Genomic DNA, 22769 nt, shown 5'->3' on the forward strand with positions numbered 1-22769 from the left:
TACTCGGCGTGCGTCGAGTCTTGACCTCGAGTGCAGTTGGGGTTCTACGTTCGAGACATGTGCTTCTCGGAGCAAGAAATCGAATACTTGTCCACGCAGCGACTCGGACGGCTGGCCACGGTGCAGCCCAACGGAACCCTGCAGGTCAGTCCGCTGGGATTTCACCTCGATATCGACACCGGAACCATCGACATCCAGGGCTACAAGATGACGGCGAGCCGGAAGTTCAAGAACGTTGCCGACAATGGCCGGGTGGCGTTCGTGGTGGACGACCTGCCCTCAACCGACCCGTGGCGTGTGCGGTGCGTGGAAGTACGAGGGCGTGCAGAAGCCCTGGAAGCGTCAGTCACAACGGACGGGTCCGCCACTATACGTATCCACCCGGAACGCATTATCAGCTTCGGCCTCGGCGACGGGCAAACCGACGTGCATCGGATGGTGGTCGACTCGCGGAATGTGAACGACTGACACTCATTCCGCTTCGAAAGCGACTACAGGCACGTAGCCCTCGGTCAGGGCAGCAACGGTGGACGACGGTGTCAGCACGGTGACCGGACCCTTCGACGGGCGGTCGACGGGAGGCCCGTACCCGGCGGCGGACCACGGCACCAGGCTGCCGCCCCACACCAGAGCGGGAGCATCGTCATGGACGACGAACGCTCCGCCCGGAAGCGATGCCCAGGCCGTATTCCAGCGGTCGCCGAGGCGCTCGTGGTGCAACTGCGCATCCATCTCGTAGGCGCTCGGCGCCCCACCCCATGCCGCCCGGAATTCGTTGTACCGGCCGCGCCGACATTCCGCGCACGGCCGGTGACCGGCCGCAAGGGCAACCGCCTCGTCGTGGAAGAACAACACCGTGTACCGACCTTGCGCCCACTGTTCGACCCGGCGCCCCCGAAAGTGGATTTCACATACGATCCAACGCCTCCCTGTGTGGTGTCGGACGAGTTCTCCATCCTTGTGCAGGCACCCCCGATTGCCCATGAACAGGCCACGCAACGGGACGGCGACGATGTCCGAGAAAGGCGTGACCCGGTTTCGTGCCGACATACCTCGAGCGTAGCTAGCCTGGGAAGAGAGGGTAGGTGGCCGAACAGGAGATACGGGCTGTGTAGGAGGTAGGTCGATGGACGCGATCACTCAGGTTCCGGCGCCCGCCAACGAGCCGGTTCATACGTATGCGCCAGGCAGCTCCGAGCGCGCCCGAATGCAGTCGGCTCTCACCGACCTCGCGGCGAACCCGATCGACATTCCGCACGTGATCGGCGGAAAGCATCGGCAGGGTTCCGGCGAGTCGACGGACGTCGTCCAACCGCACCGGCATTCCGCCGCTCTCGGCACCTTTCACAATGCGACTCGCGACGATGCTTCGGCGGCGGTCGAAGCTGCGACCGAAGCTGCGCCTGCATGGCGAGACCTGTCGTTCGACGACCGTGCCGCGGTGATCTTGCGGGCCGCAGACCTCATGTCGGGTCCGTGGCGCGAAACCGTTGCCGCGGCCACGATGCTCGGACAGTCGAAGTCGGTTCAGCAAGCGGAGATCGACGCACCGTGCGAGTTGGTCGACTTCTGGCGCTTCAACGTCCACTTCGCCCGGCAGATTCTGGGCGACCAACCGATCTCCTCGCCCGGCGTGTGGAACCGGCTCGAGTACCGGCCACTGGAGGGATTCGTCTACGCGATCACGCCGTTCAACTTCAGCGCCATCGCCGGCAACTTGCCGACCGCACCGGCGCTGATGGGGAACACAGTGGTGTGGAAGCCGTCGCCGACACAGACTGTTGCCGCCTACTGGACGTTGAAGGTGCTGGAGGCGGCCGGTCTGCCGCCCGGGGTCATCAACCTGGTGACGGGGAATGGTGAACCGGTATCGGAGGTGTTGCTGAACGATCCGCGGTTGGCGGGGATCCACTTCACCGGTTCGACCACCACGTTCCAGAAGCTGTGGAGCCAGGTGGGTGCGAACATCGGTCGGTACCACGGTTATCCGAGGCTGGTGGGGGAGACCGGCGGCAAGGATTTCGTGGTGGCTCATTCCTCTGCAGACGAGGACGTCCTGAAGACGGCCCTGATCCGCGGCGCCTACGAATACCAGGGGCAGAAGTGCTCGGCCGTCTCGCGCGCCTACGTGCCACGGTCTCTGTGGCAGCGGATGCGTGACTCGTTCCTGTCGGAGGTCGACGCGATCGCGTACGGGGACATCACGGATTTCGAGAACTTCGGCGGGGCCCTCATCGACCGTCGCGCGTTCGACAAGGCTGTGCGAGCGATCGAGCGTGCCCGCACCACCGCAGGTATCGAGATCGCCGTCGGAGGAAAGTACGACGACAGCGTGGGGTACTTCGTGCGGCCCACGGTGCTGGTTGCGGACAATCCGGTCGACGAGGCCATGACCACCGAGTACTTCGGCCCGATCCTCACCGTGCACGTCTACGACGATTCTGCAGCCGACGCGTTCACGAAGGTGCTTGATACCGCCGATTCCGCTGCCCCGTATGCGCTGACCGGTGCGGTGATCGCCGACGACCGTCGAGCGGTGGAGCAGGCCACCCGCGCACTGCGGTACACCGCCGGAAACTTCTATGTGAACGACAAGCCGACGGGCGCGGTCGTCGGGCAGCAACCGTTCGGTGGTGCACGCGCGTCCGGAACCAACGACAAAGCCGGATCCAAACTCAATCTGCTGCGGTGGGTATCGGCCCGCACGATCAAGGAGACGTTCGTCCCGGCCACAGATCATCGTTACCCGCACATGGGTCGGTGAATGCCGTGCGTGTGCCGCCACTGCTGACGAATCCGTTGCGGCCTGCGATTCTCGCCGCTGCCCGATCGCCGCGCATCGAGCGTGCGATCACCGGGGTTCCGGTCACGAAAGGGCTCGTCGACCGGTTCGTCGCGGGTCCGGACCGCCGCGACGTGGTCGAGGCGGCGACCAAGCTCCTGGCTTCGGGTCGCGCCGTCTCCGTGGATTTCCTCGGCGAGGACACCACCGATGTGGGAGGTGCGTGTGCCGCAGTGCAGGAATATCTGGAGCTGATCGCCGAACTTCCGCACGACACCCATCAGGTCGAGGTGTCGCTGAAATTGTCGGCGCTCGGGTGTGGATTGACGAACGGCGAGACGATCGCGGCGGAGAACGTGCGCACGGTGTGCGCCGCAGCGCAGGCGGCCGGGGTGTGGGTCACGGTGGACGCCGAGGATCACACGACCACCGATTTGCGCATGGCGATCGTGACTGCCTTACGCGCCGATTTCCCGTGGCTCGGTGTCGTGGTGCAGTCGTATCTGCATCGCACCGAACAGGACTGCCGCGAGTTGTCGGGTAGCGGTTCACGGGTTCGCTTGTGCAAGGGCGCCTACAGCGAGCCGGCGTCGGTGGCGTATCAGGATTCACGTGATGTCGACTCCGCTTACCTTCGGTGTCTCGAGATTCTCTTCGATGGCGCGGGCTATCCGATGGTGGCCTCACACGACCCTGCGATGATCGCAGCCGTGGACCCGCTGGTGCGGCAGCGTGGCCACGGAGATTACGAACACCAGATGTTGTTCGGTATTCGTGACGCGGAGCAACTGCGGCTTGTGAACGATGGAAGGCAGGTGCGCGTCTACGTGCCGTACGGCACCGAGTGGTACCCGTACTTCATGCGCAGGCTCGCGGAACGGCCATCGAATCTGCGCTTCTTCCTCCGTTCGGTGATGACCGAGGACTGAGGCGGCCGACCCCGCCAACGGAACGGGCAAATCGGGCGTGAAGGTCCGGCGGTAGAGTTGCCACGTGGAAACTTCGAGTACAGGACTGGTGAGCGTGGTGCTCATCGTTGCCGTACTCGCTCTCGCATTGCTGGCGGGCCGGGCCCGTGTGGTGCCGAGTGGTCATATTCCTCATGCCGCCGTATGGATGTGGGCGGTGGTGGCGGTGCCGTCGCTCCTGCAGATCGTGGTGCCGTCGCTGCTCGACTTCTTCGAGCGTGACCCGACCCAGATCCGTGACGGGCAATGGTGGCGGATACTCACATCGGCGCTGGTACAGGACGGGGGACTGCTCGCCGCGGTGGCCAATCTCGTTGTTCTTGCGATGATCGCTCCCATCGCGGTTCAGTTCTGGGGCGCCTGGCGCGCGGTTGTGCTGCTGGTCCTCGGCCAGGTTATATTCGGTTTGCTGACGGCGTTCGTCGTTCCCTCGGTGGGTGCCGGCAATTCGGCGGCGACTTTCGCGTTGGCGGCGTCGATGGTGGGTGTCGTGGTCACCGCTCACACGAGCCGTCGGGAACTGTGTCTGGCAGCCGGAGTCGTGCTGTGCGGAGTACTCCTCGTTCTGGTCGACGACGCGCACGGACTTGCGGTACTGACGGGCACGATGCTCGGCGCAGCCCTGGCCATCATCGTGCCGCCGTCCCACCGCACAGCGCCCACGCCTGCTCTACGGGAGTCTGGTCAAGCGACCCTGTGAGAGGCTGTCGGGGTGTTGCTGACCTCTCTGAATCCTCTCGCCGTTTCCCGTGGTGACGACGTCGCCGACGCTGTTCGTATCGGCGACACCACGTTGTCTCGCAGTGATGTTCTCGGCGCCGCCACCTCGGTGGCCGAACGAGTGTCGCGGGCCGAACGTGTAGCGGTACTCGCCACTCCTTCTGCGACCACGGTTCTGGCTGTGGTGGGGTGCCTGATCGCAGGCGTGGTGGTCGTTCCGGTTCCGCCAGATTCCGGGCGGGCCGAGCGCGAGCACATTCTGCGTGACTCGGGTGCACAGGCATGGTTGGGCGACACGGACGGCGAAACGAGCGGCCTGCCCGTGGTGCCCGTCCGGCTCCATGCGCGGTCGTGGCACAGCCATCCCGAGCCGGACGAATCGTCCACCGCATTCGTTCTGTACACCTCGGGGACGACGGGTCCGCCGAAGGGTGTTCTCCTGAGTCGCCGTGCGATCGCCGCTGGTATCGATGCGCTTGCCGAGGCCTGGGGTTGGACTGCACGAGACACCGTTGTACACGGGCTGCCGCTGTTTCACGTGCACGGATTGATTCTGGGCGTCCTCGGCCCGCTGCGGACGGGCAGTCGGCTGGTTCACACCGTTCGACCCACACCGGACGCGTATGCCGCGGCGTCCGGCTCGCTCTACTTCGGGGTTCCCACCGTGTGGTCGCGTGTGGTCGCGGACGAGGATTCCGCACGAGCACTGTCGGACGCTCGTCTTTTGGTGTCGGGGAGTGCCCCACTTCCGGTTTCGGTGTTCGAGAGGCTGCGCGAGCTGACCGGTAACGCCCCGATAGAGCGATACGGCATGAGCGAAACGATGCTGACCCTCAGCACCCGGATCGATGGCGAACGACGTCCGGGCTGGGTCGGTCTTCCGGTGCGTGGGGTGCAGACTCGCTTGCGCGACGAGGAAGGGCGCGAGGTTCCGCACGACGGTGAGAGCATCGGCGGCCTTCAGGTTCGTGGACCCATGCTGTTCGACGGCTACTTGAACAGGCCGGAGGCAACCGCACAGTCCTGGACGGACGACGGCTGGTTCGTGACCGGTGACGTGGCAGTCATCGACGAATCAGGTTTCCATCGGATCGTGGGCCGAGCCTCCACGGACCTCATCAAATCCGGCGGGTTCCGGATCGGTGCCGGTGAGGTGGAGGATTCGTTGCTCGGGCATCCGAGCGTTCGGGAGGTTGCGGTCGTCGGTTTGCCGGATGCCGACCTCGGTCAGCGGGTGGTGGCGTTCGTCGTCGGTGACGAGATCGAAGAGGTTGACCTGAGCGCGCACGTCGCTGCGGAACTGTCCGTCCACAAACGGCCGCGTGAGATTCGAGTCGTCGACTCACTGCCACGCAACGCCATGGGAAAGGTGCAGAAGAAGAGCCTCATGTGAGCGCAGCCGAAACAACGTTCGCCGGTCATGTCGAGAATCGTCAGACGACTCCGTCCCAGGTTCGAGTACGGACACAATGGGGCCGTACCGCGACGAGGAGGAACATCATGGCGAAGTACTTGCTGCTCAAGCACTACCGTGGCGCCCCGGCTGCGGTCAACGACGTACCGATGGATCGGTGGACGCCGGACGAGATCACTGCACACATCCAATTCATGCGGGATTTCGCGGCGCGGCTCGAAGAGACCGGTGAGTTCGTCGACGCGCAGGCCCTGGCCCCGGAGGGCACGGTCGTCCAGTACGGCGGGGAGGGTCGCCCGCCGGTGACCGACGGCCCGTTCGCGGATACTAAGGACCTGATCGCCGGATGGATGGCGATCGACGTCGACAGCTACGAGCGTGCCGTCGAGTTGGCAGGGGAGCTGTCCGCAGCGCCCGGTGCAGGGGGCGAGCCGATCCACGAGTGGCTCGAGCTGCGCCCGTTCATGACCGAGCCGCAGACCATCGAGGACTGACGAACACGTGGACGAACCGCTGCTTCGGCGCATCGTCCCGGAGGTCATCGGGGTCCTCGTCGGACGCGGAGCCGACTTCGCGGCAGCCGAGGACGCCGTCCAGGAAGGGCTGATCGAGGTGCTACGAACTTGGCCGGCAGATCCGCCTCGGGACCCGAAGGGGTGGTTGGTGACAGCGTCGCCGGTGAGGGCCTCGGACGGCCAGGGGACGTCGTCACGGTGCTTCGGGTGCTGTATTTGGTGTTCAACGAGGGGTATTCGGGTGACGTCGACCTCGCCTCCGAGGCGATGCGCCTGACCCGCCTGCTCGCTGGGCTGACCGATCACCCCGAGGCTGCCGGCCTGCTTGCACTGATGCTGCTGCACCACTCCCGGCAGACTGCCCGCACCGACTCCGACGGGTCGCTCGTCCCGCTCGCCGAGCAGGACCGCACCCGCTGGGACACCAAGGCGATCGCGGAGGGCGTGGCCGTCCTGCAGGGTGCGCTGCAGCGGGAGCGCTTGGGTGAGTATCAGGCACAAGCCGCGATCGCGGCGCTGCACGCTGACGCTCCCAGCGCGGCGGAGACGGATTGGGTCCAGATCGTGGAGTGGTACGACGAACTGGTGCGGCTGACCGACAATCCTGTCGTGCGGCTCAACCGAGCAGTGGCAGTCGGCGGGGCCGACGGCGCTCAGGCGGGGCTCGCCGCTCTCCGCGAACTCGACCCGGCGTTGCCCCGGTACGGGGCCGTCGCTGCCTACCTGCACGAACGGTCAGGCGACCGGGAGAAGGCGGCAGCGCTGTACGCCGAGGCCGCTGACCGGGCCACCAATCTCCGTGAGCGCGAACACCTGATGCGGCAGGCCGCGCGGCTTCACTCCGCGTACGAGGGCTGACGTCGCGCACGCACGCGACGGTTCACCGCCGACAGCACCGTGATGACCGTGAACAGCACGGCCGTCGATATCAACTGCGCCCGAGCGTCTGTATCGAAGAGCATGAGGACCACGACTCCGCCGAGCATCGCCAACGTCGCGTAGCTGAGGTACGGGAACAGCCACATCCGGAGGGAGAGCCGATCCTCCCGTTCGAGTCTCGGACGCAGCCGTAGATGCGCGACGACGATGAAGATCCAGATCACGAGTAGAGATGCGCCGACGGCGTTGAGCAAGATGCCGAGCAGCGTCTCCGGAAGCCACCAGTTCAGCAGCACGCTGACGAATCCGAAGAACACCGACAACCACACCGCATTGACCGGGACACCGCTCGCGGACAGTTTCGTCATGAGCGCCGGTCCGTCACCGCGCCGCGCCAGCGAGAACGCCATGCGCGAGGTGCCGTAGATGTTGGCGTTGAACGCCGACAGCAGTGCTATCACGACGACGAGTTGCATGAACCCGGACGCGTACGGGATGTTCGCCTGATCGAGGACCGCCACGAACGGACCCTCCGGACCGGTGAGCGCCGGTGAATCCCAGGGGATGACCAGGACCATGATGGCGACAGCGCCGATGTAGAACAGAGTGATACGCCAGACCACGCTGCGCACAGCGGTCGCGATGGAGCGCTCCGGGTCTTCCGATTCGGCTGCCGCGATCGTCACGATCTCGATACCACCGAACGCGAAGGCAACCACCAGCAGACCGGCGGCCACTCCGGCGAAGCCTTCGGGGACAAACCCGCCATGACCGAGCAGGTTGATGGTTCCCACTGGGTCGGTGTCGGGAAGCAGACCGAACACGAGGAGGACGCCGACGACCAGGAAGGCCACGATCACCGCGACCTTGATGGCGGCGAACCAGAACTCGAACTCGCCGAAGTTGCTCACCTTCGCAAGGTTGATCACTGCGAAGAACACGACGAAAACGAGGGCGATGACCCACTGCGGGACATCAGGTAACCACTCGCCCACGATGCGGGATGCGCCGGTGATCTCGGCACCGAGGACCATGATCAGCATGAACCAGTAGAGCCATCCCATGACGAAGCCGGCCCAGGGGCCGATTCCGATCCGAGCGTAATGCGAGAAGGAGCCGCTTGCGGGGACCGCGGCGCCCATTTCGCCGAGCATGCGCATCACACAGACGACGATGGCGCCCGCGATGACGTACGACACGAGGACGGCGGGACCGGCCGTGGCGATGCCGACGCCGGTGCCCAGGAACAACCCCGCACCGATCGCGGAACCGAGGCCCATCATCGTCAGATGGCGGACCTTCAATCCGCGCCCGAGCGTCTCCTCGCCACCGTTGGGTGCGGCGTCTTCCTGCCGGCCGTCGCTCACCCGTCAGTCGTTCTTGTGCAGTGCGGCGTTCAGTTCGACGCCGGTGCCCTTGGTCGGAACGACCTCGACGGCACCGGACACCGAGTTGCGGCGCAGGAGTAGGTTCGAGCGTCCGCTCAGCTCCTTGGCTTTGCCGACTGTTCCATCAGGGCCGGTCACCTTCGTTCCCGCGGTGACGTAGAGGCCGGCTTCGACGATGCAATCGTCGCCGAGGGAGATTCCGACGCCGGCATTGGCGCCGAGCAGGCACCGCTTGCCGATCTTGATGGTCTCCTTGCCGCCGCCGGACAGGGTGCCCATGATCGAGGCGCCACCACCGACGTCGGAGCCGTCGTCGACGACGACTCCGGCCGAGATGCGACCTTCCACCATGGAGTTGCCGAGGGTGCCGGCGTTGAAGTTCACGAAGCCCTCGTGCATCACGGTGGTGCCGCTGGCCAGGTGCGCGCCGAGACGTACGCGGTCGGCGTCGGCTACCCGAACCCCGGAGGGGACGACGTAGTCGACCATGCGCGGGAACTTGTCTATGCCGTACACGGTGACGGAGCCGCGGATCCGCAGGCGCGAGCGCACCTTCTCGAATCCGTCGACGGCGCAGGGGCCGAAGTTGGTCCACACCACATTGGCGAGGACGCCGAAGAGGCCCTCGACGCTCAGTCCGTGCGGCGCGACCAGTCGGTGCGAGAGGAGGTGGAGCCGCAGGTAGGCGTCGTGCGCGTCGACGGGCGGCTTCGACAGGTCGGCGATGGTCGTGCGGACGACGACCTGCGACACCTCGCGTGCTTCGTCGTTACCCGCAAGCAGTGCCAACTCGGACGGAACGTCGCTGTCGAGGTTCACGGTGCCTGTTTTGTCGAATGCGCCGAGCGCCGGTTCGGGGAACCAGGTGTCGAGAACGGTTCCGTCGGCGGTCACGTTGGCGATGCCTACTGCTGATGCTCCCTGTGTGCTCACAGCAATACAGATTACTGGTAGGTCGGTGCGGTCCGGAGGGTGGCGTGACAGGTTGCGTGGAAATGGTCTGTGCGCTGCCCGTGGGCGATAGCATCCTCCGGTGACTTCGACCGGATTGTGTGGAGCGTTGGTGCGAACAACGGTGTCGGTTACGACTCTGATTGCGGGGGCGGCGGTGGCCCTCGTCGGCGCCCCGGCTGCGGCAGCAGCGCCGATCTGCCCGGGAGCCGGTCAGGCCCCGGTGCTCGTGGGGTCGGTGCCTGGTGCGGCGCTCGAGGATGTCGTGGTCGATGACGACGGGCGGCTGTACACGACGGACGCCGCGACGGGGCGGATCTTCCGCCTGGACGCGCCGGGTACCACAGCCGTTCTCGTCGCGACGACACCTGGCGGTGCGGGTGCGGGCGGACTGGCCTGGGCCGAGGACGGGAGTCTGCTGGTGGGATACGGCTCCTCCGACCCTCGCGTGTTGTTCGGTGACGTGAGCAGGCCCGGTGCCATTGCGAAGGTCGACGTGGACACCGGCGAGGTCACTCCTTTCGTATCTGGACTGAGTGCTGTGAACGGTCTCGACGTGGGACCGGACGGCTACGCATACGCGACCAACGATTTCGCCACACAAATCGGAAGAATCGCCGCTGATGGCTCGGTCGATCCGGACTGGGCAGCCGTACCCAGTGCCAACGGTGCGGCGGTGACCTCGGACAACCGTTATCTGTTCGTTTCGCGGACGTTCGCGAACCCCGGTATCTCTCGTATTCCGATCGCAAACCCCGAAGCGCCGGAGAATTGGGTCGGCCTCGGCGGGACGGATGTGATCGGTGCTCCCGACGGGCTCGTACTCGACTCCCGCAACCGGCCGGTGGTCCCCGCAAATGCCCTCGGTGAGATCTGGCGTGTGAATGGCCCGAACCAGTATTGCGCCCTGTCGACGGGACTTCCGCTGTCGAGTTCGCTTGCCTACGGGAACGGTGATTCCGGCTTCTCGGAGGGACGGCTCTTCCGCGTCGGCTTCGACGGCGCGATCTACGAGATCCCGGGCGGGTTCGACGGCTGATACTCGGTAATGCGGGTCATGGTCCGGGCGATGCCCGGTGGCTCCTCGCTTCCACGTGGTCGCGGCGTATGCGCGAGGTTTAGTGTTGTTCGCGTGAGCAGCCTCGATCTTCGTGCCGATCCCATCGACTTGACTGCGGCGCTCGTGGACATTCCGAGTGTGTCGCACGACGAAGCCGCGATTGCGGCAGCCGTAGAAGAAGCCCTGCGTGAACAGACCACGGGGTTCGAGGTGATCCGCAACGGTAATGCGGTGCTCGCCCGAACGAATCGCGGTCTGCCGAGCCGCGTGATGCTGGCCGGGCACCTGGACACCGTGCCGATCGCGGACAACGTGCCGTCGCGGCGTGAAGGCGACATTCTGCACGGGTGCGGGACTGTCGACATGAAGGCGGGAGACGCGGTATTCCTGCATCTTGCCGCGACCATCGACGATCCGGCGCACGATCTGACCCTGGTCTTCTACGACTGCGAGGAGATCGCTGCCGTTCACAACGGTCTGGGCCGGATCGAGCGCGAGATCCCGGAATGGCTGCAGGCCGACGTGGCGATCCTGGGGGAGCCGACAGGCGGACTCATCGAGGCCGGTTGTCAGGGAACGCTACGCGTCACGCTGACCACGTCCGGGACGCGAGCGCACTCCGCGCGATCCTGGCTCGGCGACAACGCAATCCACCACTTCGCCCCGGTGCTGGAACGACTGGCGGCATACGAAGCGCGCTCCGTCGACATCGACGGATGCGAGTACCGCGAGGGGCTTTCGGCCGTGCGGATCGCCGGGGGAGTGGCCGGCAACGTGGTCCCGGATCGCGCCGAGATGGATGTGAATTTCCGGTTCGCGCCCGATCGCAGTGCCGACGAGGCTGTTGCCCATGTGCGTGAGGTGTTCGACGGACTCGACCTCGGATTCGAGGTCACCGATTCCTCGCCGGGCGCGCTTCCCGGGCTGTCCGATCCTTCGGCTGCGGCACTGATCGCCGCGGCAGGTGGACATTTTCGGGCGAAGTACGGCTGGACGGACGTCTCGCGTTTCTCGGCACTGGGCATACCCGCCGTGAACTACGGGCCCGGCGACCCCAACCTCGCCCACAAACGCGACGAGCGGGTCCCGGTGTCGCAGATTACCGAGGTGGCAGCAGTGCTGCGCAGGTACCTGACTCGATAACCTGTGCGCATGGCACACCAGGACAGCGTCGGCGCAGCGCAGAACGCCAGCCCCGGCTCGGTGAAGTTTCGTGGCCCGGTCCAACTGCGACGGGACCGCAAGGACGAGGGCACCACCACCGACGAACGTTTGCTCGACGAGCGCGGGCCCACCGACTGGGTGCACACGGACCCGTGGCGTGTTCTGCGGATTCAGAGCGAGTTCGTCGAAGGGTTCGGTGCACTGGCCGAAGTGCCGCGTGCCGTCACAGTGTTCGGGTCTGCGCGTACCCCCGTCGACCACCCTGAATACGCGGCAGGACGGGCGTTGGGCGCGGCCTTCGCGGAGGCCGGACTCGCTGTCATCACGGGCGGGGGCCCCGGTGTCATGGAGGCGGCGAATCGTGGGGCCAGCGAATCGGGTGGGTATTCGATCGGTCTCGGTATCGAGTTGCCGTTCGAACAGGGCCTCAACGACTGGGTCGATCTGGGGATCAACTTCCGGTACTTCTTCGCCCGCAAGACGATGTTCGTGAAGTACTCGCAGGCTTTCGTGTGTCTGCCCGGTGGATTCGGCACTCTGGACGAGTTGTTCGAGGCGTTGACTCTGGTCCAGACTCGGAAGATCACCCGGTTCCCGATAGTGCTGTTCGGGAGCGAGTACTGGAGTGGACTCGTCGACTGGATTCGGATGTCGCTCGAGCACAGCGGGAAGATCTCGGCGGGCGACGTCGACTTGCTCCGCGTCACGGACAGCGTCGAGGAAGCGGTCCGGATCGTCATCGATTCCCAGACTGCCGACACGTCCGCGCCGACCGGAACAGAGGACATTTGGTGATGCCGTCCGGTTTCTCGGTATGCGTGTACTGCGCGTCGGGGCCGGTGGCGCAGGAGTACCTCGACCTGGCCCGGGCGCTCGGAACCGAAATCGGCACGCGTGGCTGGCAGTTGGTCTCCGGCGGCGGCAACGTCTCGATGATGGGGTCGATCGCCCAGGCTGCGCGTGAGGCCGGCGGAACGACGGTGGGTGTCATCCCCAAAGCTCTGGTGCACCGCGAGGTCGCCGACGTCGACGCGGACGAACTCGTCGTCACGGACACGATGCGTCAGCGCAAACAGGTCATGGAAGATCGGGCCGACGCGTTCATCACGTTGCCCGGGGGGATCGGCACCCTCGAGGAGCTGTTCGAGACATGGACGGCGGGCTATCTGGGAATGCACGACAAACCCGTGGTGCTGCTCGACCCGCTCGGGCATTACACCGGTCTGATGGACTGGCTGAAGGGCCTCGAACGCGGTGGTTTCGTCGGCCGGACTGCTCTGGATCGGCTCGTGCAGACCCAGGATGTCACGGCAGCGCTTGCCGCGTGTGTCCGGTGACGAGGCTCTGCGCAACGGTTGAACCTCGACTGGGACGGCCCCGACTGCCGTTGATGTTACTTTGAAGTAAGGTGACGTGACTCATACTCGCGTTCTTAGGGGAACCTATGCCGTCTGAAGCACCGTCGACCATCGGAATCTTGGATTTCGTTCGCAAGATTCCGACCGTCGTTCCGGAACTACCGATCATGGCCAACGGAGTGAAGGGCCTGATCCGGAAGCCGGATGCGAAGGAGTCGATCGGACAGGTGTTCCAGCGCGCTGCGAAGGCTAACCCGAAACGGGCGTTCATCCGTTTCGAAGGTGAGTCGATCTCGTACGAGGAAGCGAACGTCCGGGTCAACCGGTATGCACACGCGCTCGAAGACCTCGGAGTCACCCGAGGGGACGTCGTCGGCATCCTGGCCAAGAACACCCCGGAGACGCTGCTGCTGGCGCTTGCGACCGTGAAACTGGGCGCCGCGGCCGGCATGCTCAACTACAACCAGCGTGGCGAGGTTCTCGCCCACAGCATCGCCCTACTCGAGAGTCGGGTCCTCGTAGTGGCGGAGCCGTGCGGTGAGGCGATGGAGTCTCTCGCGGAGCAACCGGCGACGTCGGTCGTGCCGTTGGCCGACCTCGAGCGTGCGGCGCAGGACGCAGCGTCTACCGATCCGGCCGTTTGTGCGCAGATTCAGGCCAAGGAGAAGGCCTTCTACATCTTCACCTCAGGTACCACCGGCCTGCCGAAAGCAAGCCTGATGAGTCACTTCCGCTGGCTCAAGAGCATGTCGGGCCTGGGGAGCTTGGGTGTGCGCTTGCATGGTGACGACACCCTGTACTGCTGCCTGCCGCTCTACCACAACAACGCGTTGACGGTGTCGTTGTCGTCCGTGCTGTCATCCGGCGCCACCTTCGCACTGGGCCGGCAATTCTCGGCGTCGGGGTTCTGGTCCGACATCGCGCGCAACGAGGCGACCGGCTTCACGTACATCGGTGAGCTGTGCCGTTACCTGCTCAATCAGCCGGAAAAGGCATCGGACGCGAACAACACAGTGCGCCTGATGGTCGGAAACGGCCTGCGTCCCGAGATCTGGAACGAGTTCACCGAGCGGTTCGGCATCGACCGGGTTGCAGAGTTCTACGGCGCCAGCGAGTGCAACATCGCGTTCATCAACGCCCTCAACTTCGAGAAGACGGCGGGGATGTGCCCGCTGCCGCACGCCGTCGTCGAGTTCGACGAGGACACCGGGGCCGCGAAACGGCACGCGGACGGGCGGTTGCGCAAGGTTGCGACCGGAGAGGTCGGACTGCTCCTGTCGAAGGTGACCGACCGTGCTCCGTTCGACGGCTACACCGACGAGTCGGCCACCGACAAGAAACTGATCCGCGACGGTTTCACCGACGGTGACTGCTGGTTCGACACCGGAGACCTCGTCCGTAGGCAGGGCCTGGGGCACGTGGCGTTCGTGGACCGACTCGGCGACACGTTCCGCTGGAAGGGCGAGAACGTCGCCACCACCGAGGTCGAGGGCGCCTTGGGTGCGGTGCCGGCCATCGAGCAGGCCGTGGTCTACGGGGTGGAAGTTCCCGGTGCCGACGGGCGTGCCGGTATGGCCGCGGTCACTCTCCACGAGGGTGAGGGATTCGACGGTAAGGAGATCGCGGAGTTCCTGTACTCGCGGATCCCCAGCTACGCGGTGCCGCTGTTCGTTCGGATCGTGGACTCGCTCGAGCAGACGTCGACGTTCAAGAGTCGCAAGGTGGAACTGCGCAAGGAGGGCTTCGCCGTCGAGGACAACAGTCGTCTCTACGTCCTGTGCGGCCGCGAAGCCGGGTTCCGTGAGTGGTATGACGGCTACGCCGACGAGGTTGCGGCGGGCGCTCTTCCTCGCGGGTAGAGGGTCGCTGCCCGCAGGCGCTGCCGCCCGGCGTGCCAATATTGGGAGCATGCGTGTGCTTCCCGATTCGCCGTCACCGACGCTGTGCGGACGCCCGGTCCCAGCGGACCGGGCGTTGGTGATGGCGATCGTGAACCGCACCCCGGACTCGTTCTACGACCGGGGAGCGACCTTCTCCGACGACGCGGCGATGGCCGCCGTCGAGAGAGCTGTCGACGAGGGTGCGGATTCGGTCGATATCGGGGGAGTGAAGGCAGGCCCCGGCGATGTGGTGGACACGGCCGAGGAGGTCCGGCGGGTCGTGCCGTTCGTCGAAGCCATTCGCGGGCGCTTTCCCGACCTGATCGTCAGCGTCGATACCTGGCGTAGTGAAGTGGCTCGGTTGGCGCGCAGTGAGGGTGCCGATCTGATCAACGACACATGGGCAGGCGCGGACCCTGCGCTTGTCGAGGTTGCGGCCGAGACCGGCGCGGGCATCGTCTGCTCGCATACGGGAGGTGCGGTGCCCCGCACGCGCCCCTTTCGGGTGCGGTACACCGATGTGGTCGACGAGGTGCGACGCGATGTCGTGTCTGCCGCCGAGAACGCAGCTCGTATCGGAGTTCCCCGGGATTCGATCCTCATCGATCCCACCCATGATTTCGGGAAGAACACGTATCACGGGCTCGAGTTGTTGCGTCGAGTGGACGAACTCGTAAACACCGGGTGGCCAGTGCTGATGGCGCTGAGCAACAAGGACTTCATAGGGGAGACTCTGGGGGTGGATCTCGCCGACCGGTTGGAGGGAACGTTGGCAGCAACAGCACTGGCCGCGGCAGAAGGTGCCCGGATGTTCCGTGTCCACGAGGTGGCGTCCACGCGCCGAGTGGTCGATATGGTGGCGGCGATAGCAGGTCGGCGCGCACCGGCCCACACTGTCCGGGGGCTCGCATGAGTGCGCCGCAGACAGCCGACACGTTCGCCGATGACGCGAACACGTGGGATCAGCCGGTGTGGAGCCTCGCCGAACTGGAGCAGGCGAAGGCCGGTCGCACCGTCTCGGTGGTGTTGCCTGCGCTCAACGAGGAGCAGACGGTGGCTGCGGTGGTCGACACCGTTCGCCCCCTGCTGGGTGGCCTCGTCGACGAGCTGATCGTTCTCGACTCGGGCTCCGAAGACCTGACGGTGGAACGGGCGCGAGGGGCGGGGGCCACCGTGATCAGCCGCGAGGAGGCGGTGCCCACGGTGAACCCGGTCCCCGGCAAGGGGGAGGTGCTGTGGCGTTCGATCGCCGCGAGCACAGGTGACCTGATCGCCTTTGTCGACTCGGATCTGATCAACCCCGATCCCGCCTTTGTTCCGAAACTTCTCGGACCGCTGTTGATGCGCGACGGCGTTCATCTGGTGAAGGGCTATTACAGGCGGCCACTGCGATTGAGCGGTGCCGAGGACGCGAACGGTGGTGGACGGGTGACGGAGTTGGTCGCACGGCCTCTCCTTGCGGCGCTGCGTCCCGAGCTGACCCGGGTTCTGCAGCCCCTGGGCGGCGAATACGCCGGTACTCGCGAGCTGCTGTCCGCGGTGCCGTTCGCACCCGGATACGGTGTCGAGATCGGATTGCTGCTCGATACCTACGACCGGTTGGGGCTCGGTGCAATCGCTCAGGTCAATCTGGGAGTGCGCAAGCACCGCAATCGCCCGTTGTCGGAGCTCGGGGTGATGAGCAGGCAGATCATCGGCACCATATTGCGGCGGTGCGGGATGGAGGACTCCGGTGCGGGTCTGACCCAGTACCTCGTCGACGGGGACTCGTTCGTGCCGTCGACGACCGATGTCGACCTGTGCGACCGTCCCCCGATGAACACCATCCGCAGGTGAATGCCGGTCTCGTGATGCGCACCGTTCTGACCGCGTTTCGGTCGGCGTGACAGGATCGAGGGATGCTGACGGCTCTGTTGTATCTCCTCGTCATGGTGTTCGTGGGTGCGATGTTGTTCCTCGCAGCCAGCGCGGTCTTCGGCCGGTCCGAGGAGTTGGCTCCGATCCCCCCGGGGACCACGATGACTTCCCTGCCGGCGACTGGGGTGACCGGGAACGACGTGCGCCAGTTGCGGTTTCAGCAGACGGTGCGTGGCTACAAATCGAGCGAAGTGGATTGGGCACTCGATCGCCTCGGTGCCGAAATAGATTCTCTGCGTGAGAAAGTCGCGCATCTCGAAGGTGTCGATGCGCAGGATCGGAAGTGAATGCACGGTGATGGCCGTCGTGCGGACCGTGGTGGTGCGAAGCTGGCCGTCGTTGCTGGACACAGCGTGAATTGCGCTCACATGGCGGGCCGGAAAGTCAAACATTCAATCTTATTCCGAGTCAGGTTCCCGGTCCGGCCGCCGATAGGGAAGAATGTATGACACAAGCCTCGGTTTCGGTCGGGGGATAGTAAGTCGAGGCGCGCAGCAGGCAGCGCAGATCTGGAGGGAGCAGAGGATGGCGGCCATGAAGCCCCGGACCGGGGACGGTCCCCTCGAAGCAACCAAAGAGGGCCGAGGAATCATCATGCGGGTTCCCCTCGAGGGTGGCGGACGTCTCGTCGTCGAGCTGACCCCCGAGGAAGCTGCCGCACTGGGCGAGGAACTCAGGGACGTCACCGGCTAGTTGTTGTGGTTGACAGCAGGCCCCGTTCGCAATCGTCGGCGGGGCCTGCCGCATGCCCGGTACTCGATCGCCTCGAGCCTGGGAAAGGGGTGACTCGGTGCTCTCCGACGTAACCGGCCTCATGGCCTGCCCGCAGTGTCGCTGCGGAGTCGAACTCGACGGCGGCGCCATCGTGTGTTCGGCCGGTCACCGGTTCGACGTGGCACGCCAGGGGTACGTAAGCCTGACGACGGGGGCCGCAGCCAGGTTCGAGGGCGACAGCGCCGACATGATCGCGGCCCGCGCACAGTTTCTGTCAGCGGGTCATTACGACCCGTTCGTCGACACAGTGGCCGAAGTTGTGGGTGAGTGCGGTGGAGAACCTCGTGTACTGGAAGTGGGCGCCGGTACCGGGTACTACCTCGCGGGAGTGCTCGATCACTGTCCGGGCTCGCGCGGACTGGGGCTGGACGTCTCGAAGTACGCCGCGCGGCGCATCGCGAAGTCACATCCGCGCACCGGCGCCGTGGTGGCAGACGCCTGGGCGCAACTTCCGGTTCGCGACGCTGTGATCAGCGACGTGCTGTGTGTGTTCGCCCCCCGCAATGCGGCCGAGTCTGCGCGAGTCCTGGAGCCGGGCGGGCATCTCACCGTGCTCACTCCTACCGATCGTCATCTCGCCGAGCTGATCGATGTGCTGGGAATGGTGAACGTGGACGAGCGCAAGGTCGAGCGCCTCGACGCGTCGACGTCGGGTCACTTCGCACCGGCCACGCGAACCGAGATCGAATTCTCGATGGAGCTGACCCGTACGGATGTCGCCCGACTCGTCGGCATGGGCCCGTCTGCACGTCATGTCGGTCCGGGGGAGTTGGCAGCCAAGGTGGCCGACATGCCTGTGCGCTCGACGGTCACTGCGTCGGCGATCGTGTCGTCGTACGAACGGGCCTGACCTCCGCCCTGTGCAGGGGTCAGCGTCTGGCCAGGACGTCGGTGTACACGGCCAGCGTCTGCCGGGCGACCGTCGTCCACGAGAACTCGGCGACCGCTCGTGCCCGGCCGGCCCTGCCCATATCTGCCGCTGCTGCCGGGTCGGACGCGATGGCATTGACGGCTGCTGCGAGGCCGCTTTCGAACGCGCCCGCCTCGTGCGAGTCGTAATGCACCAGGCGCCCGGTACGGCCGTCCTCGACGACCTCCGGTATGCCGCCGACGTCCGAGGCGACGACGGCGGTTTCGCACGCCATGGCTTCGAGGTTCACGATACCGAGGGGCTCGTACACGGACGGACACACGAATGCCGTGGACGCGGACAGGATCTCGCACACCTGTCCGGGGGGCAGCATCTCCCGGATCCAGAACACGTTGCCGCGCGCGGAGGCGAGCTGGGAGACCGCCTCCTCGGTTTCGGTGGCAATGTCCGGTGTGTCGGGTGCGCCCGCGCAGAGCACCAGCTGAATGTCGGCGTCGAAGTGGTGTGCGGCCGCGACGAGGTGCGCCAGCCCTTTCTGTCGGGTGATCCGGCCGACGAACGTGGCGACGGGTTTCGTGCGGTCGACGCCGATGGTGTCGAGGATCGAACCGGTCCCGGACCCGCCCGGATGCCAGATGTCCGTATCGATGCCGTTGCGTACCACGTGAACGCGGGCGGGGTCGACGCCCGGGTAGGCGTCGAGGACGTCCGAGCGCATCCTGGCGCTCACCGCGATGACCGCGTCGGCATGCTCGACTGCGTTGCGTTCTGACCACGACGAAATGCGGTAGCCGGCACCGAGTTGTTCTGCTTTCCAGGGGCGTCGGGGCTCGAGGGAATGAGCGGTGAGGACGTGCGGAACGTCGTGCAGCGCGGAGGCGAGATGTCCGGCGAGTCCTGTGTACCAGGTATGTGAGTGCACGACGTCGGCCGCGCCTGCCGCGTGCGCCATTCGCAGTTCCGCCGACAGCATTCCGATGGCCGCATTCGCTTCTGCCAGTGCGGGATCAGGTTGGTGGACGTAGGCGTCGGGCCGGGGTGCGCCCATGCAGTGCACGTCCACCTCGCAGAGAGTTCGCAGGTGTGCGGCCAATTCGGTGACGTGGACTCCCGCGCCCCCGTAGATCTCCGGGGGGTATTCCTTCGTCATCATCGCCACACGCACGCGCTAAACGTATCGCTCGCGAGCAGGAGCGGCCACGGTGAATCGCGGAACCAAGAGCAGGGAATCGCGGAACCAAGAGCAGGGAATCGCGGAAGTGGGGTGAGGTGAATCGGTTCCGGCGCGTCCCCGCTGGCAAGGGGCGGGGGTGACGGATAGGTTGACAGGTGTGAGGAGCCAGCCGCATGTGCTCGGGATAGTGCTCGCCGGGGGCGAGGGTAAACGGCTCTATCCGCTGACCGCGGATAGAGCGAAGCCTGCGGTGCCCTTCGGGGGTGCCTACCGCCTGATCGATTTCGTGCTGAGCAATCTGGTCAACGCCGGATATCTGCGGTTGTGTGTGCTCACCCAGTACAAGTCTCATTCGCTCGACCGGCACATCTCGCAGACCTGGCGTCTGTCCGGGTTCACCGGCGAATACATCACCCCCGTCCCGGCGCAGCAGCGACTCGGACCCCGCTGGTACACCGGCAGTGCGGACGCGATTCTGCAATCCCTCAATCTGGTCTACGACGAGGACCCCGAGTACATCGTGGTGTTCGGCGCAGACCACGTGTACCGGATGGACCCCGAGCAGATGGTGCAACACCACATCGATTCGGGTGCGGGTGTCACCGTCGCCGGCATTCGAGTACCCCGGAGCGAGGCTTTCGCTTTCGGTTGCATCGACAGTGACGAGTCCGGCCGCATCACACAGTTCCTGGAAAAGCCCGCACACCCTCCGGGCACACCCGACGACCCCAACATGACGTTTGCGTCGATGGGCAACTACGTGTTCACCACCAAGGTGCTGGTGGATGCGATCCGTGCGGATTCGGAGAACTCGGATTCGGACCACGACATGGGCGGCGACATCATTCCGGCCCTCGTCGAGGCAGGCATGGCGGCGGTATACGACTTCAGCGACAACGTGGTTCCCGGAGCAACCGCACGCGACCGCGGGTATTGGCGGGACGTCGGAACTCTCGACGCGTTCTACGACGCGCACATGGACCTGGTGTCCGTGCAGCCGATCTTCAATCTCTACAACCGGCGCTGGCCCATTCGTGGTGCTGCGGAGAACCTTGCACCCGCCAAGTTCGTCAAGGGCGGGTTGGCTCAGGAATCCGTCGTCGGCGCCGGCAGCGTCCTGTCTGCCGCCACCGTTCGTAACTCCGTCCTCAGTTCCAACGTGATGATCGAGGACGGGGCCACCGTCGAGGGCAGTGTCCTCATGCCGGGTGTTCGTATCGGAAAGGGGGCGGTGGTACGCCGCGCGATTCTGGACAAGAACGTCGTCGTCGGTGACGGGGAGATCATCGGGGTGGACCTCGAGCGTGACCGGGAGCGGTTCGCGATCAGCACGGGCGGCGTCGTCGCAATCGGCAAGGGTGTCTGGATCTAGACCAGCATGCTCACAGCTTGGATGCGCACAGCAAGCCGTCGCCGAGCGGAAGAAGCACCCGGATCAGCTTGTCGTCTTCGGACAGCGTCTTGGCAGCTTCGCGGACTGCGATCGTTGCCGCGTCGCGTTGCGTGCTGTCGGCGACACGGCCGTCGCACAGGGCGTTGTGGAGGACGATGGTGCCGCCCGGGCGGAGCAACCGAACACCCTCACGCACGAAATGAGGGTGATCGACGGGTCCGCTGTCGACGAACACCAGGTCGTAGGCGTCGTCGGCGAGCCGAGGTAGGACGTCCAGCGCGCTGCCGTTGATCAGGCGGGTGCGAGCCGGTGCGATCTGGTTCGCTCGGAACGCCTGCTTGGCGGCCCGTTGATGTTCGGGCTCGTAATCGATGGTGGTCAGTACGCCGTCGTCGCGCATACCGCGAAGCAACCACAGGCTGCTGACGCCTGCACCGGTACCGATCTCGACGACCGTCTTGGCGTCGAGCATTCGTGCGAACATCGCCAGAGCAGCGCCGACGGCGGGAGATACGGGCGTGGCGCCCAGGTCGTCGGCGCGTTCCCGAGCGAGCTCGAGAGCCTCGTCTTCGCGGACGGCCCGTTCTGTGTGGGCAAGAATCCGTTCGGCGTTTGTCTGCACGCCCATGAGGTTAACGGTGTCGCCGCATTGCTGCCGCAAGGCGCGCTCGCGTCAAACTCTCAGCAACCCCTCAGGTTGTTCACACGGCGCACACACTGTGATGGAGCAGAGTAATGCTCATCGCCAGATCCGAGGCCGCATGGCGGGGAGATCATATCGTGACCACTTGCTCCGGAGAGATCGGGAACAAATGGGCTCAGCAGGCCGTTGTGCCAGCTACCACGCAACCAGTGATCTGCGGTCCTGAAGAGGAGGATCCACCTATTCACATGATCGACAACCAGCGCAGCACCCCAGAATCGAAGAACCAGATCGCGAGCTTCGACGCGGGCGAGTCCGGTCCGGAAGAACAGCTGACCGGAACGGCTGTGTTCGACGCCACAGGCGAGAAGGCTGCCATGCCTTCTTGGGACGAACTCGTTCGCGAACACGGTGATCGTGTCTATCGGCTGGCGTACCGGCTCTCGGGAGATGCGCAAGATGCCGAGGACCTCACCCAGGACACGTTCATCCGGGTGTTTCGCTCACTGTCCGATTACCAGCCCGGAACGTTCGAAGGCTGGTTGCACCGCATCACCACCAATTTGTTCCTCGATATGGTGCGCCGGCGCAACCGCATCCGGATGGAAGCGTTGCCGGACGACTACGATCGAGTACCGTCCGAGGGCCCCAATCCCGAGGAGATCTATCAGGACGCTCGTCTCGACGCAGATCTGCAAGCTGCACTCGATGCGTTGGCTCCTGAGTTTCGTGCCGCCGTTGTCCTTTGTGACATCGAAGGGCTGTCCTATGAGGAAATTGGTGCCACACTGGGAGTGAAGCTCGGGACGGTGCGCAGCCGGATCCACCGTGGTCGGCAGGCACTGCGCGAGCATCTTGCTGTGAACGGGAAGGACAAGGCCGATCAGGTCGGTGTCGGGTAGTTACCAGGAGGGTCGA

23 protein-coding genes and 1 pseudogene are annotated in these 22769 nt (G+C 65.3%); 19 read left to right on the forward strand and 5 right to left on the reverse strand.

Going from position 1 to position 22769, the window contains the following annotated elements:
* The first annotated feature begins 57 nt into the window (after nucleotides 1-57).
* Nucleotides 58-468 (forward strand): PPOX class F420-dependent oxidoreductase, encoded by a 411-nt coding sequence (locus ACZI8Q_RS05995; RefSeq protein ID WP_463372593.1) that lies wholly within the window; start codon nucleotides 58-60, stop codon nucleotides 466-468.
* 3 nt (nucleotides 469-471) lie between these two features.
* On the opposite strand, the gene ACZI8Q_RS06000 is transcribed toward ACZI8Q_RS05995, so the two are convergent.
* Nucleotides 472-1050, reverse strand: a complete 579-nt coding sequence (locus ACZI8Q_RS06000) for a hypothetical protein (RefSeq protein WP_463372594.1) — start codon at nucleotides 1048-1050, stop codon at nucleotides 472-474.
* Between the two features lie 76 nt (nucleotides 1051-1126).
* Here ACZI8Q_RS06000 and pruA point away from each other — a divergent pair, with 76 nt between their 5' ends.
* The 6 genes and pseudogenes from pruA (at nucleotide 1127) to ACZI8Q_RS06030 (ending at nucleotide 7257) form a co-directional block, all read left to right on the forward strand.
* Nucleotides 1127-2764, forward strand: coding sequence for an L-glutamate gamma-semialdehyde dehydrogenase (gene pruA / locus ACZI8Q_RS06005; RefSeq protein WP_463372595.1), 1638 nt, complete (start codon nucleotides 1127-1129; stop codon nucleotides 2762-2764).
* Between the two features lie 5 nt (nucleotides 2765-2769).
* Nucleotides 2770-3711: a proline dehydrogenase family protein gene (locus ACZI8Q_RS06010; protein ID WP_463372596.1), complete on the forward strand. Its 942-nt coding sequence runs from the start codon at nucleotides 2770-2772 to the stop codon at nucleotides 3709-3711.
* 64 nt (nucleotides 3712-3775) lie between these two features.
* The gene (locus ACZI8Q_RS06015; protein WP_463372597.1) at nucleotides 3776-4450 is read left to right on the forward strand and encodes a rhomboid family intramembrane serine protease; all 675 of its coding nucleotides are present in this window, start codon (nucleotides 3776-3778) and stop codon (nucleotides 4448-4450) included.
* 12 nt (nucleotides 4451-4462) lie between these two features.
* The gene (locus tag ACZI8Q_RS06020) at nucleotides 4463-5863 is read left to right on the forward strand and encodes an acyl-CoA synthetase (protein ID WP_463372598.1); all 1401 of its coding nucleotides are present in this window, start codon (nucleotides 4463-4465) and stop codon (nucleotides 5861-5863) included.
* Nucleotides 5864-5970: 107 nt separating this feature from the next.
* Complete coding sequence (locus ACZI8Q_RS06025; RefSeq protein ID WP_463372599.1) at nucleotides 5971-6378, forward strand: YciI family protein; 408 nt, start codon at nucleotides 5971-5973, stop codon at nucleotides 6376-6378.
* A 7-nt stretch (nucleotides 6379-6385) separates the two neighbouring features.
* Nucleotides 6386-7257: pseudogene (locus ACZI8Q_RS06030) on the forward strand (DUF6596 domain-containing protein).
* On the opposite strand, the gene ACZI8Q_RS06035 reads toward ACZI8Q_RS06030, so the two are convergent.
* Nucleotides 7236-8561 carry an amino acid permease gene (locus ACZI8Q_RS06035; protein ID WP_463372842.1) on the reverse strand — a complete coding sequence of 442 codons (1326 nt, stop codon included), beginning with the start codon at nucleotides 8559-8561 and terminating at the stop codon, nucleotides 7236-7238. The pseudogene ACZI8Q_RS06030 and the gene ACZI8Q_RS06035 overlap by 22 nt on opposite strands.
* Nucleotides 8562-8648: 87 nt before the next feature.
* A complete protein-coding gene (gene dapD, locus ACZI8Q_RS06040) occupies nucleotides 8649-9599 on the reverse strand; it encodes a 2,3,4,5-tetrahydropyridine-2,6-dicarboxylate N-succinyltransferase (RefSeq protein WP_463372600.1) in 951 nt (316 codons plus the stop codon).
* Between the two features lie 100 nt (nucleotides 9600-9699).
* On the opposite strand from dapD, the gene ACZI8Q_RS06045 reads away from it, so the two are divergent.
* From ACZI8Q_RS06045 to ACZI8Q_RS06090, 10 genes are all read left to right on the forward strand, one after another.
* Nucleotides 9700-10656, forward strand: a complete 957-nt coding sequence (locus ACZI8Q_RS06045) for an SMP-30/gluconolactonase/LRE family protein (RefSeq protein ID WP_463372601.1) — start codon at nucleotides 9700-9702, stop codon at nucleotides 10654-10656.
* A 93-nt stretch (nucleotides 10657-10749) separates the two neighbouring features.
* On the forward strand, nucleotides 10750-11820 hold the full coding sequence (gene dapE / locus ACZI8Q_RS06050; RefSeq protein WP_463372602.1) for a succinyl-diaminopimelate desuccinylase: 1071 nt from the start codon (nucleotides 10750-10752) through the stop codon (nucleotides 11818-11820).
* Nucleotides 11821-11829: 9 nt separating this feature from the next.
* Nucleotides 11830-12636: an LOG family protein gene (locus tag ACZI8Q_RS06055; protein WP_463372603.1), complete on the forward strand. Its 807-nt coding sequence runs from the start codon at nucleotides 11830-11832 to the stop codon at nucleotides 12634-12636.
* Complete coding sequence (locus tag ACZI8Q_RS06060; protein WP_463372604.1) at nucleotides 12636-13178, forward strand: LOG family protein; 543 nt, start codon at nucleotides 12636-12638, stop codon at nucleotides 13176-13178. The genes ACZI8Q_RS06055 and ACZI8Q_RS06060 overlap by 1 nt, the downstream gene beginning before the upstream one ends.
* Before the next feature lie 107 nt (nucleotides 13179-13285).
* Nucleotides 13286-15058 (forward strand): long-chain-acyl-CoA synthetase, encoded by a 1773-nt coding sequence (locus tag ACZI8Q_RS06065; protein ID WP_463372605.1) that lies wholly within the window; start codon nucleotides 13286-13288, stop codon nucleotides 15056-15058.
* A 49-nt stretch (nucleotides 15059-15107) separates the two neighbouring features.
* Nucleotides 15108-15992: a dihydropteroate synthase gene (folP, locus tag ACZI8Q_RS06070; RefSeq protein ID WP_463372606.1), complete on the forward strand. Its 885-nt coding sequence runs from the start codon at nucleotides 15108-15110 to the stop codon at nucleotides 15990-15992.
* A complete protein-coding gene (locus tag ACZI8Q_RS06075) occupies nucleotides 15989-16915 on the forward strand; it encodes a glucosyl-3-phosphoglycerate synthase (RefSeq protein WP_463372607.1) in 927 nt (308 codons plus the stop codon). The genes folP and ACZI8Q_RS06075 overlap by 4 nt, the downstream gene beginning before the upstream one ends.
* Before the next feature lie 62 nt (nucleotides 16916-16977).
* On the forward strand, nucleotides 16978-17283 hold the full coding sequence (locus ACZI8Q_RS06080) for a DivIVA domain-containing protein (protein ID WP_463372608.1): 306 nt from the start codon (nucleotides 16978-16980) through the stop codon (nucleotides 17281-17283).
* A gap of 238 nt (nucleotides 17284-17521) precedes the next feature.
* Nucleotides 17522-17689: a DUF3117 domain-containing protein gene (locus ACZI8Q_RS06085; protein WP_463372609.1), complete on the forward strand. Its 168-nt coding sequence runs from the start codon at nucleotides 17522-17524 to the stop codon at nucleotides 17687-17689.
* Nucleotides 17690-17786: 97 nt separating this feature from the next.
* The gene (locus ACZI8Q_RS06090; protein WP_463372610.1) at nucleotides 17787-18620 is read left to right on the forward strand and encodes a putative RNA methyltransferase; all 834 of its coding nucleotides are present in this window, start codon (nucleotides 17787-17789) and stop codon (nucleotides 18618-18620) included.
* A 19-nt stretch (nucleotides 18621-18639) separates the two neighbouring features.
* Here the strand turns inward: ACZI8Q_RS06090 and glgA are convergent, their stop codons facing one another.
* On the reverse strand, nucleotides 18640-19806 hold the full coding sequence (glgA, locus tag ACZI8Q_RS06095; RefSeq protein WP_463372611.1) for a glycogen synthase: 1167 nt from the start codon (nucleotides 19804-19806) through the stop codon (nucleotides 18640-18642).
* 166 nt (nucleotides 19807-19972) lie between these two features.
* Between glgA and glgC the strand changes: the two genes are divergently transcribed.
* Complete coding sequence (gene glgC / locus ACZI8Q_RS06100; RefSeq protein ID WP_463372612.1) at nucleotides 19973-21187, forward strand: glucose-1-phosphate adenylyltransferase; 1215 nt, start codon at nucleotides 19973-19975, stop codon at nucleotides 21185-21187.
* A gap of 10 nt (nucleotides 21188-21197) precedes the next feature.
* Here glgC and ACZI8Q_RS06105 read toward each other — a convergent pair whose 3' ends face one another.
* Nucleotides 21198-21836: an O-methyltransferase gene (locus ACZI8Q_RS06105; RefSeq protein WP_463372613.1), complete on the reverse strand. Its 639-nt coding sequence runs from the start codon at nucleotides 21834-21836 to the stop codon at nucleotides 21198-21200.
* A gap of 263 nt (nucleotides 21837-22099) precedes the next feature.
* On the opposite strand from ACZI8Q_RS06105, the gene sigE reads away from it, so the two are divergent.
* Complete coding sequence (sigE, locus tag ACZI8Q_RS06110) at nucleotides 22100-22753, forward strand: RNA polymerase sigma factor SigE (protein ID WP_463372614.1); 654 nt, start codon at nucleotides 22100-22102, stop codon at nucleotides 22751-22753.
* The last annotated feature ends 16 nt before the right edge of the window (nucleotides 22754-22769 follow it).

This window comes from Rhodococcus quanlei, assembly GCF_055231015.1.

Coding starts and splice junctions, on each gene's coding strand:
- ACZI8Q_RS05995 (WP_463372593.1), top strand. CDS start 58: ATGTGCTTCTCGGAGCAAGAAATCGAATACTTGTCCACGCAGCGACTC.
- ACZI8Q_RS06000 (WP_463372594.1), bottom strand. CDS start 1,050: ATGTCGGCACGAAACCGGGTCACGCCTTTCTCGGACATCGTCGCCGTC.
- pruA (WP_463372595.1), top strand. CDS start 1,127: ATGGACGCGATCACTCAGGTTCCGGCGCCCGCCAACGAGCCGGTTCAT.
- ACZI8Q_RS06025 (WP_463372599.1), top strand. CDS start 5,971: ATGGCGAAGTACTTGCTGCTCAAGCACTACCGTGGCGCCCCGGCTGCG.
- ACZI8Q_RS06035 (WP_463372842.1), bottom strand. CDS start 8,561: ATGATGGGCCTCGGTTCCGCGATCGGTGCGGGGTTGTTCCTGGGCACC.
- ACZI8Q_RS06055 (WP_463372603.1), top strand. CDS start 11,830: ATGGCACACCAGGACAGCGTCGGCGCAGCGCAGAACGCCAGCCCCGGC.
- ACZI8Q_RS06060 (WP_463372604.1), top strand. CDS start 12,636: ATGCCGTCCGGTTTCTCGGTATGCGTGTACTGCGCGTCGGGGCCGGTG.
- ACZI8Q_RS06065 (WP_463372605.1), top strand. CDS start 13,286: ATGCCGTCTGAAGCACCGTCGACCATCGGAATCTTGGATTTCGTTCGC.
- folP (WP_463372606.1), top strand. CDS start 15,108: ATGCGTGTGCTTCCCGATTCGCCGTCACCGACGCTGTGCGGACGCCCG.
- ACZI8Q_RS06075 (WP_463372607.1), top strand. CDS start 15,989: ATGAGTGCGCCGCAGACAGCCGACACGTTCGCCGATGACGCGAACACG.
- ACZI8Q_RS06080 (WP_463372608.1), top strand. CDS start 16,978: ATGCTGACGGCTCTGTTGTATCTCCTCGTCATGGTGTTCGTGGGTGCG.
- ACZI8Q_RS06085 (WP_463372609.1), top strand. CDS start 17,522: ATGGCGGCCATGAAGCCCCGGACCGGGGACGGTCCCCTCGAAGCAACC.
- ACZI8Q_RS06105 (WP_463372613.1), bottom strand. CDS start 21,836: ATGGGCGTGCAGACAAACGCCGAACGGATTCTTGCCCACACAGAACGG.
- sigE (WP_463372614.1), top strand. CDS start 22,100: ATGATCGACAACCAGCGCAGCACCCCAGAATCGAAGAACCAGATCGCG.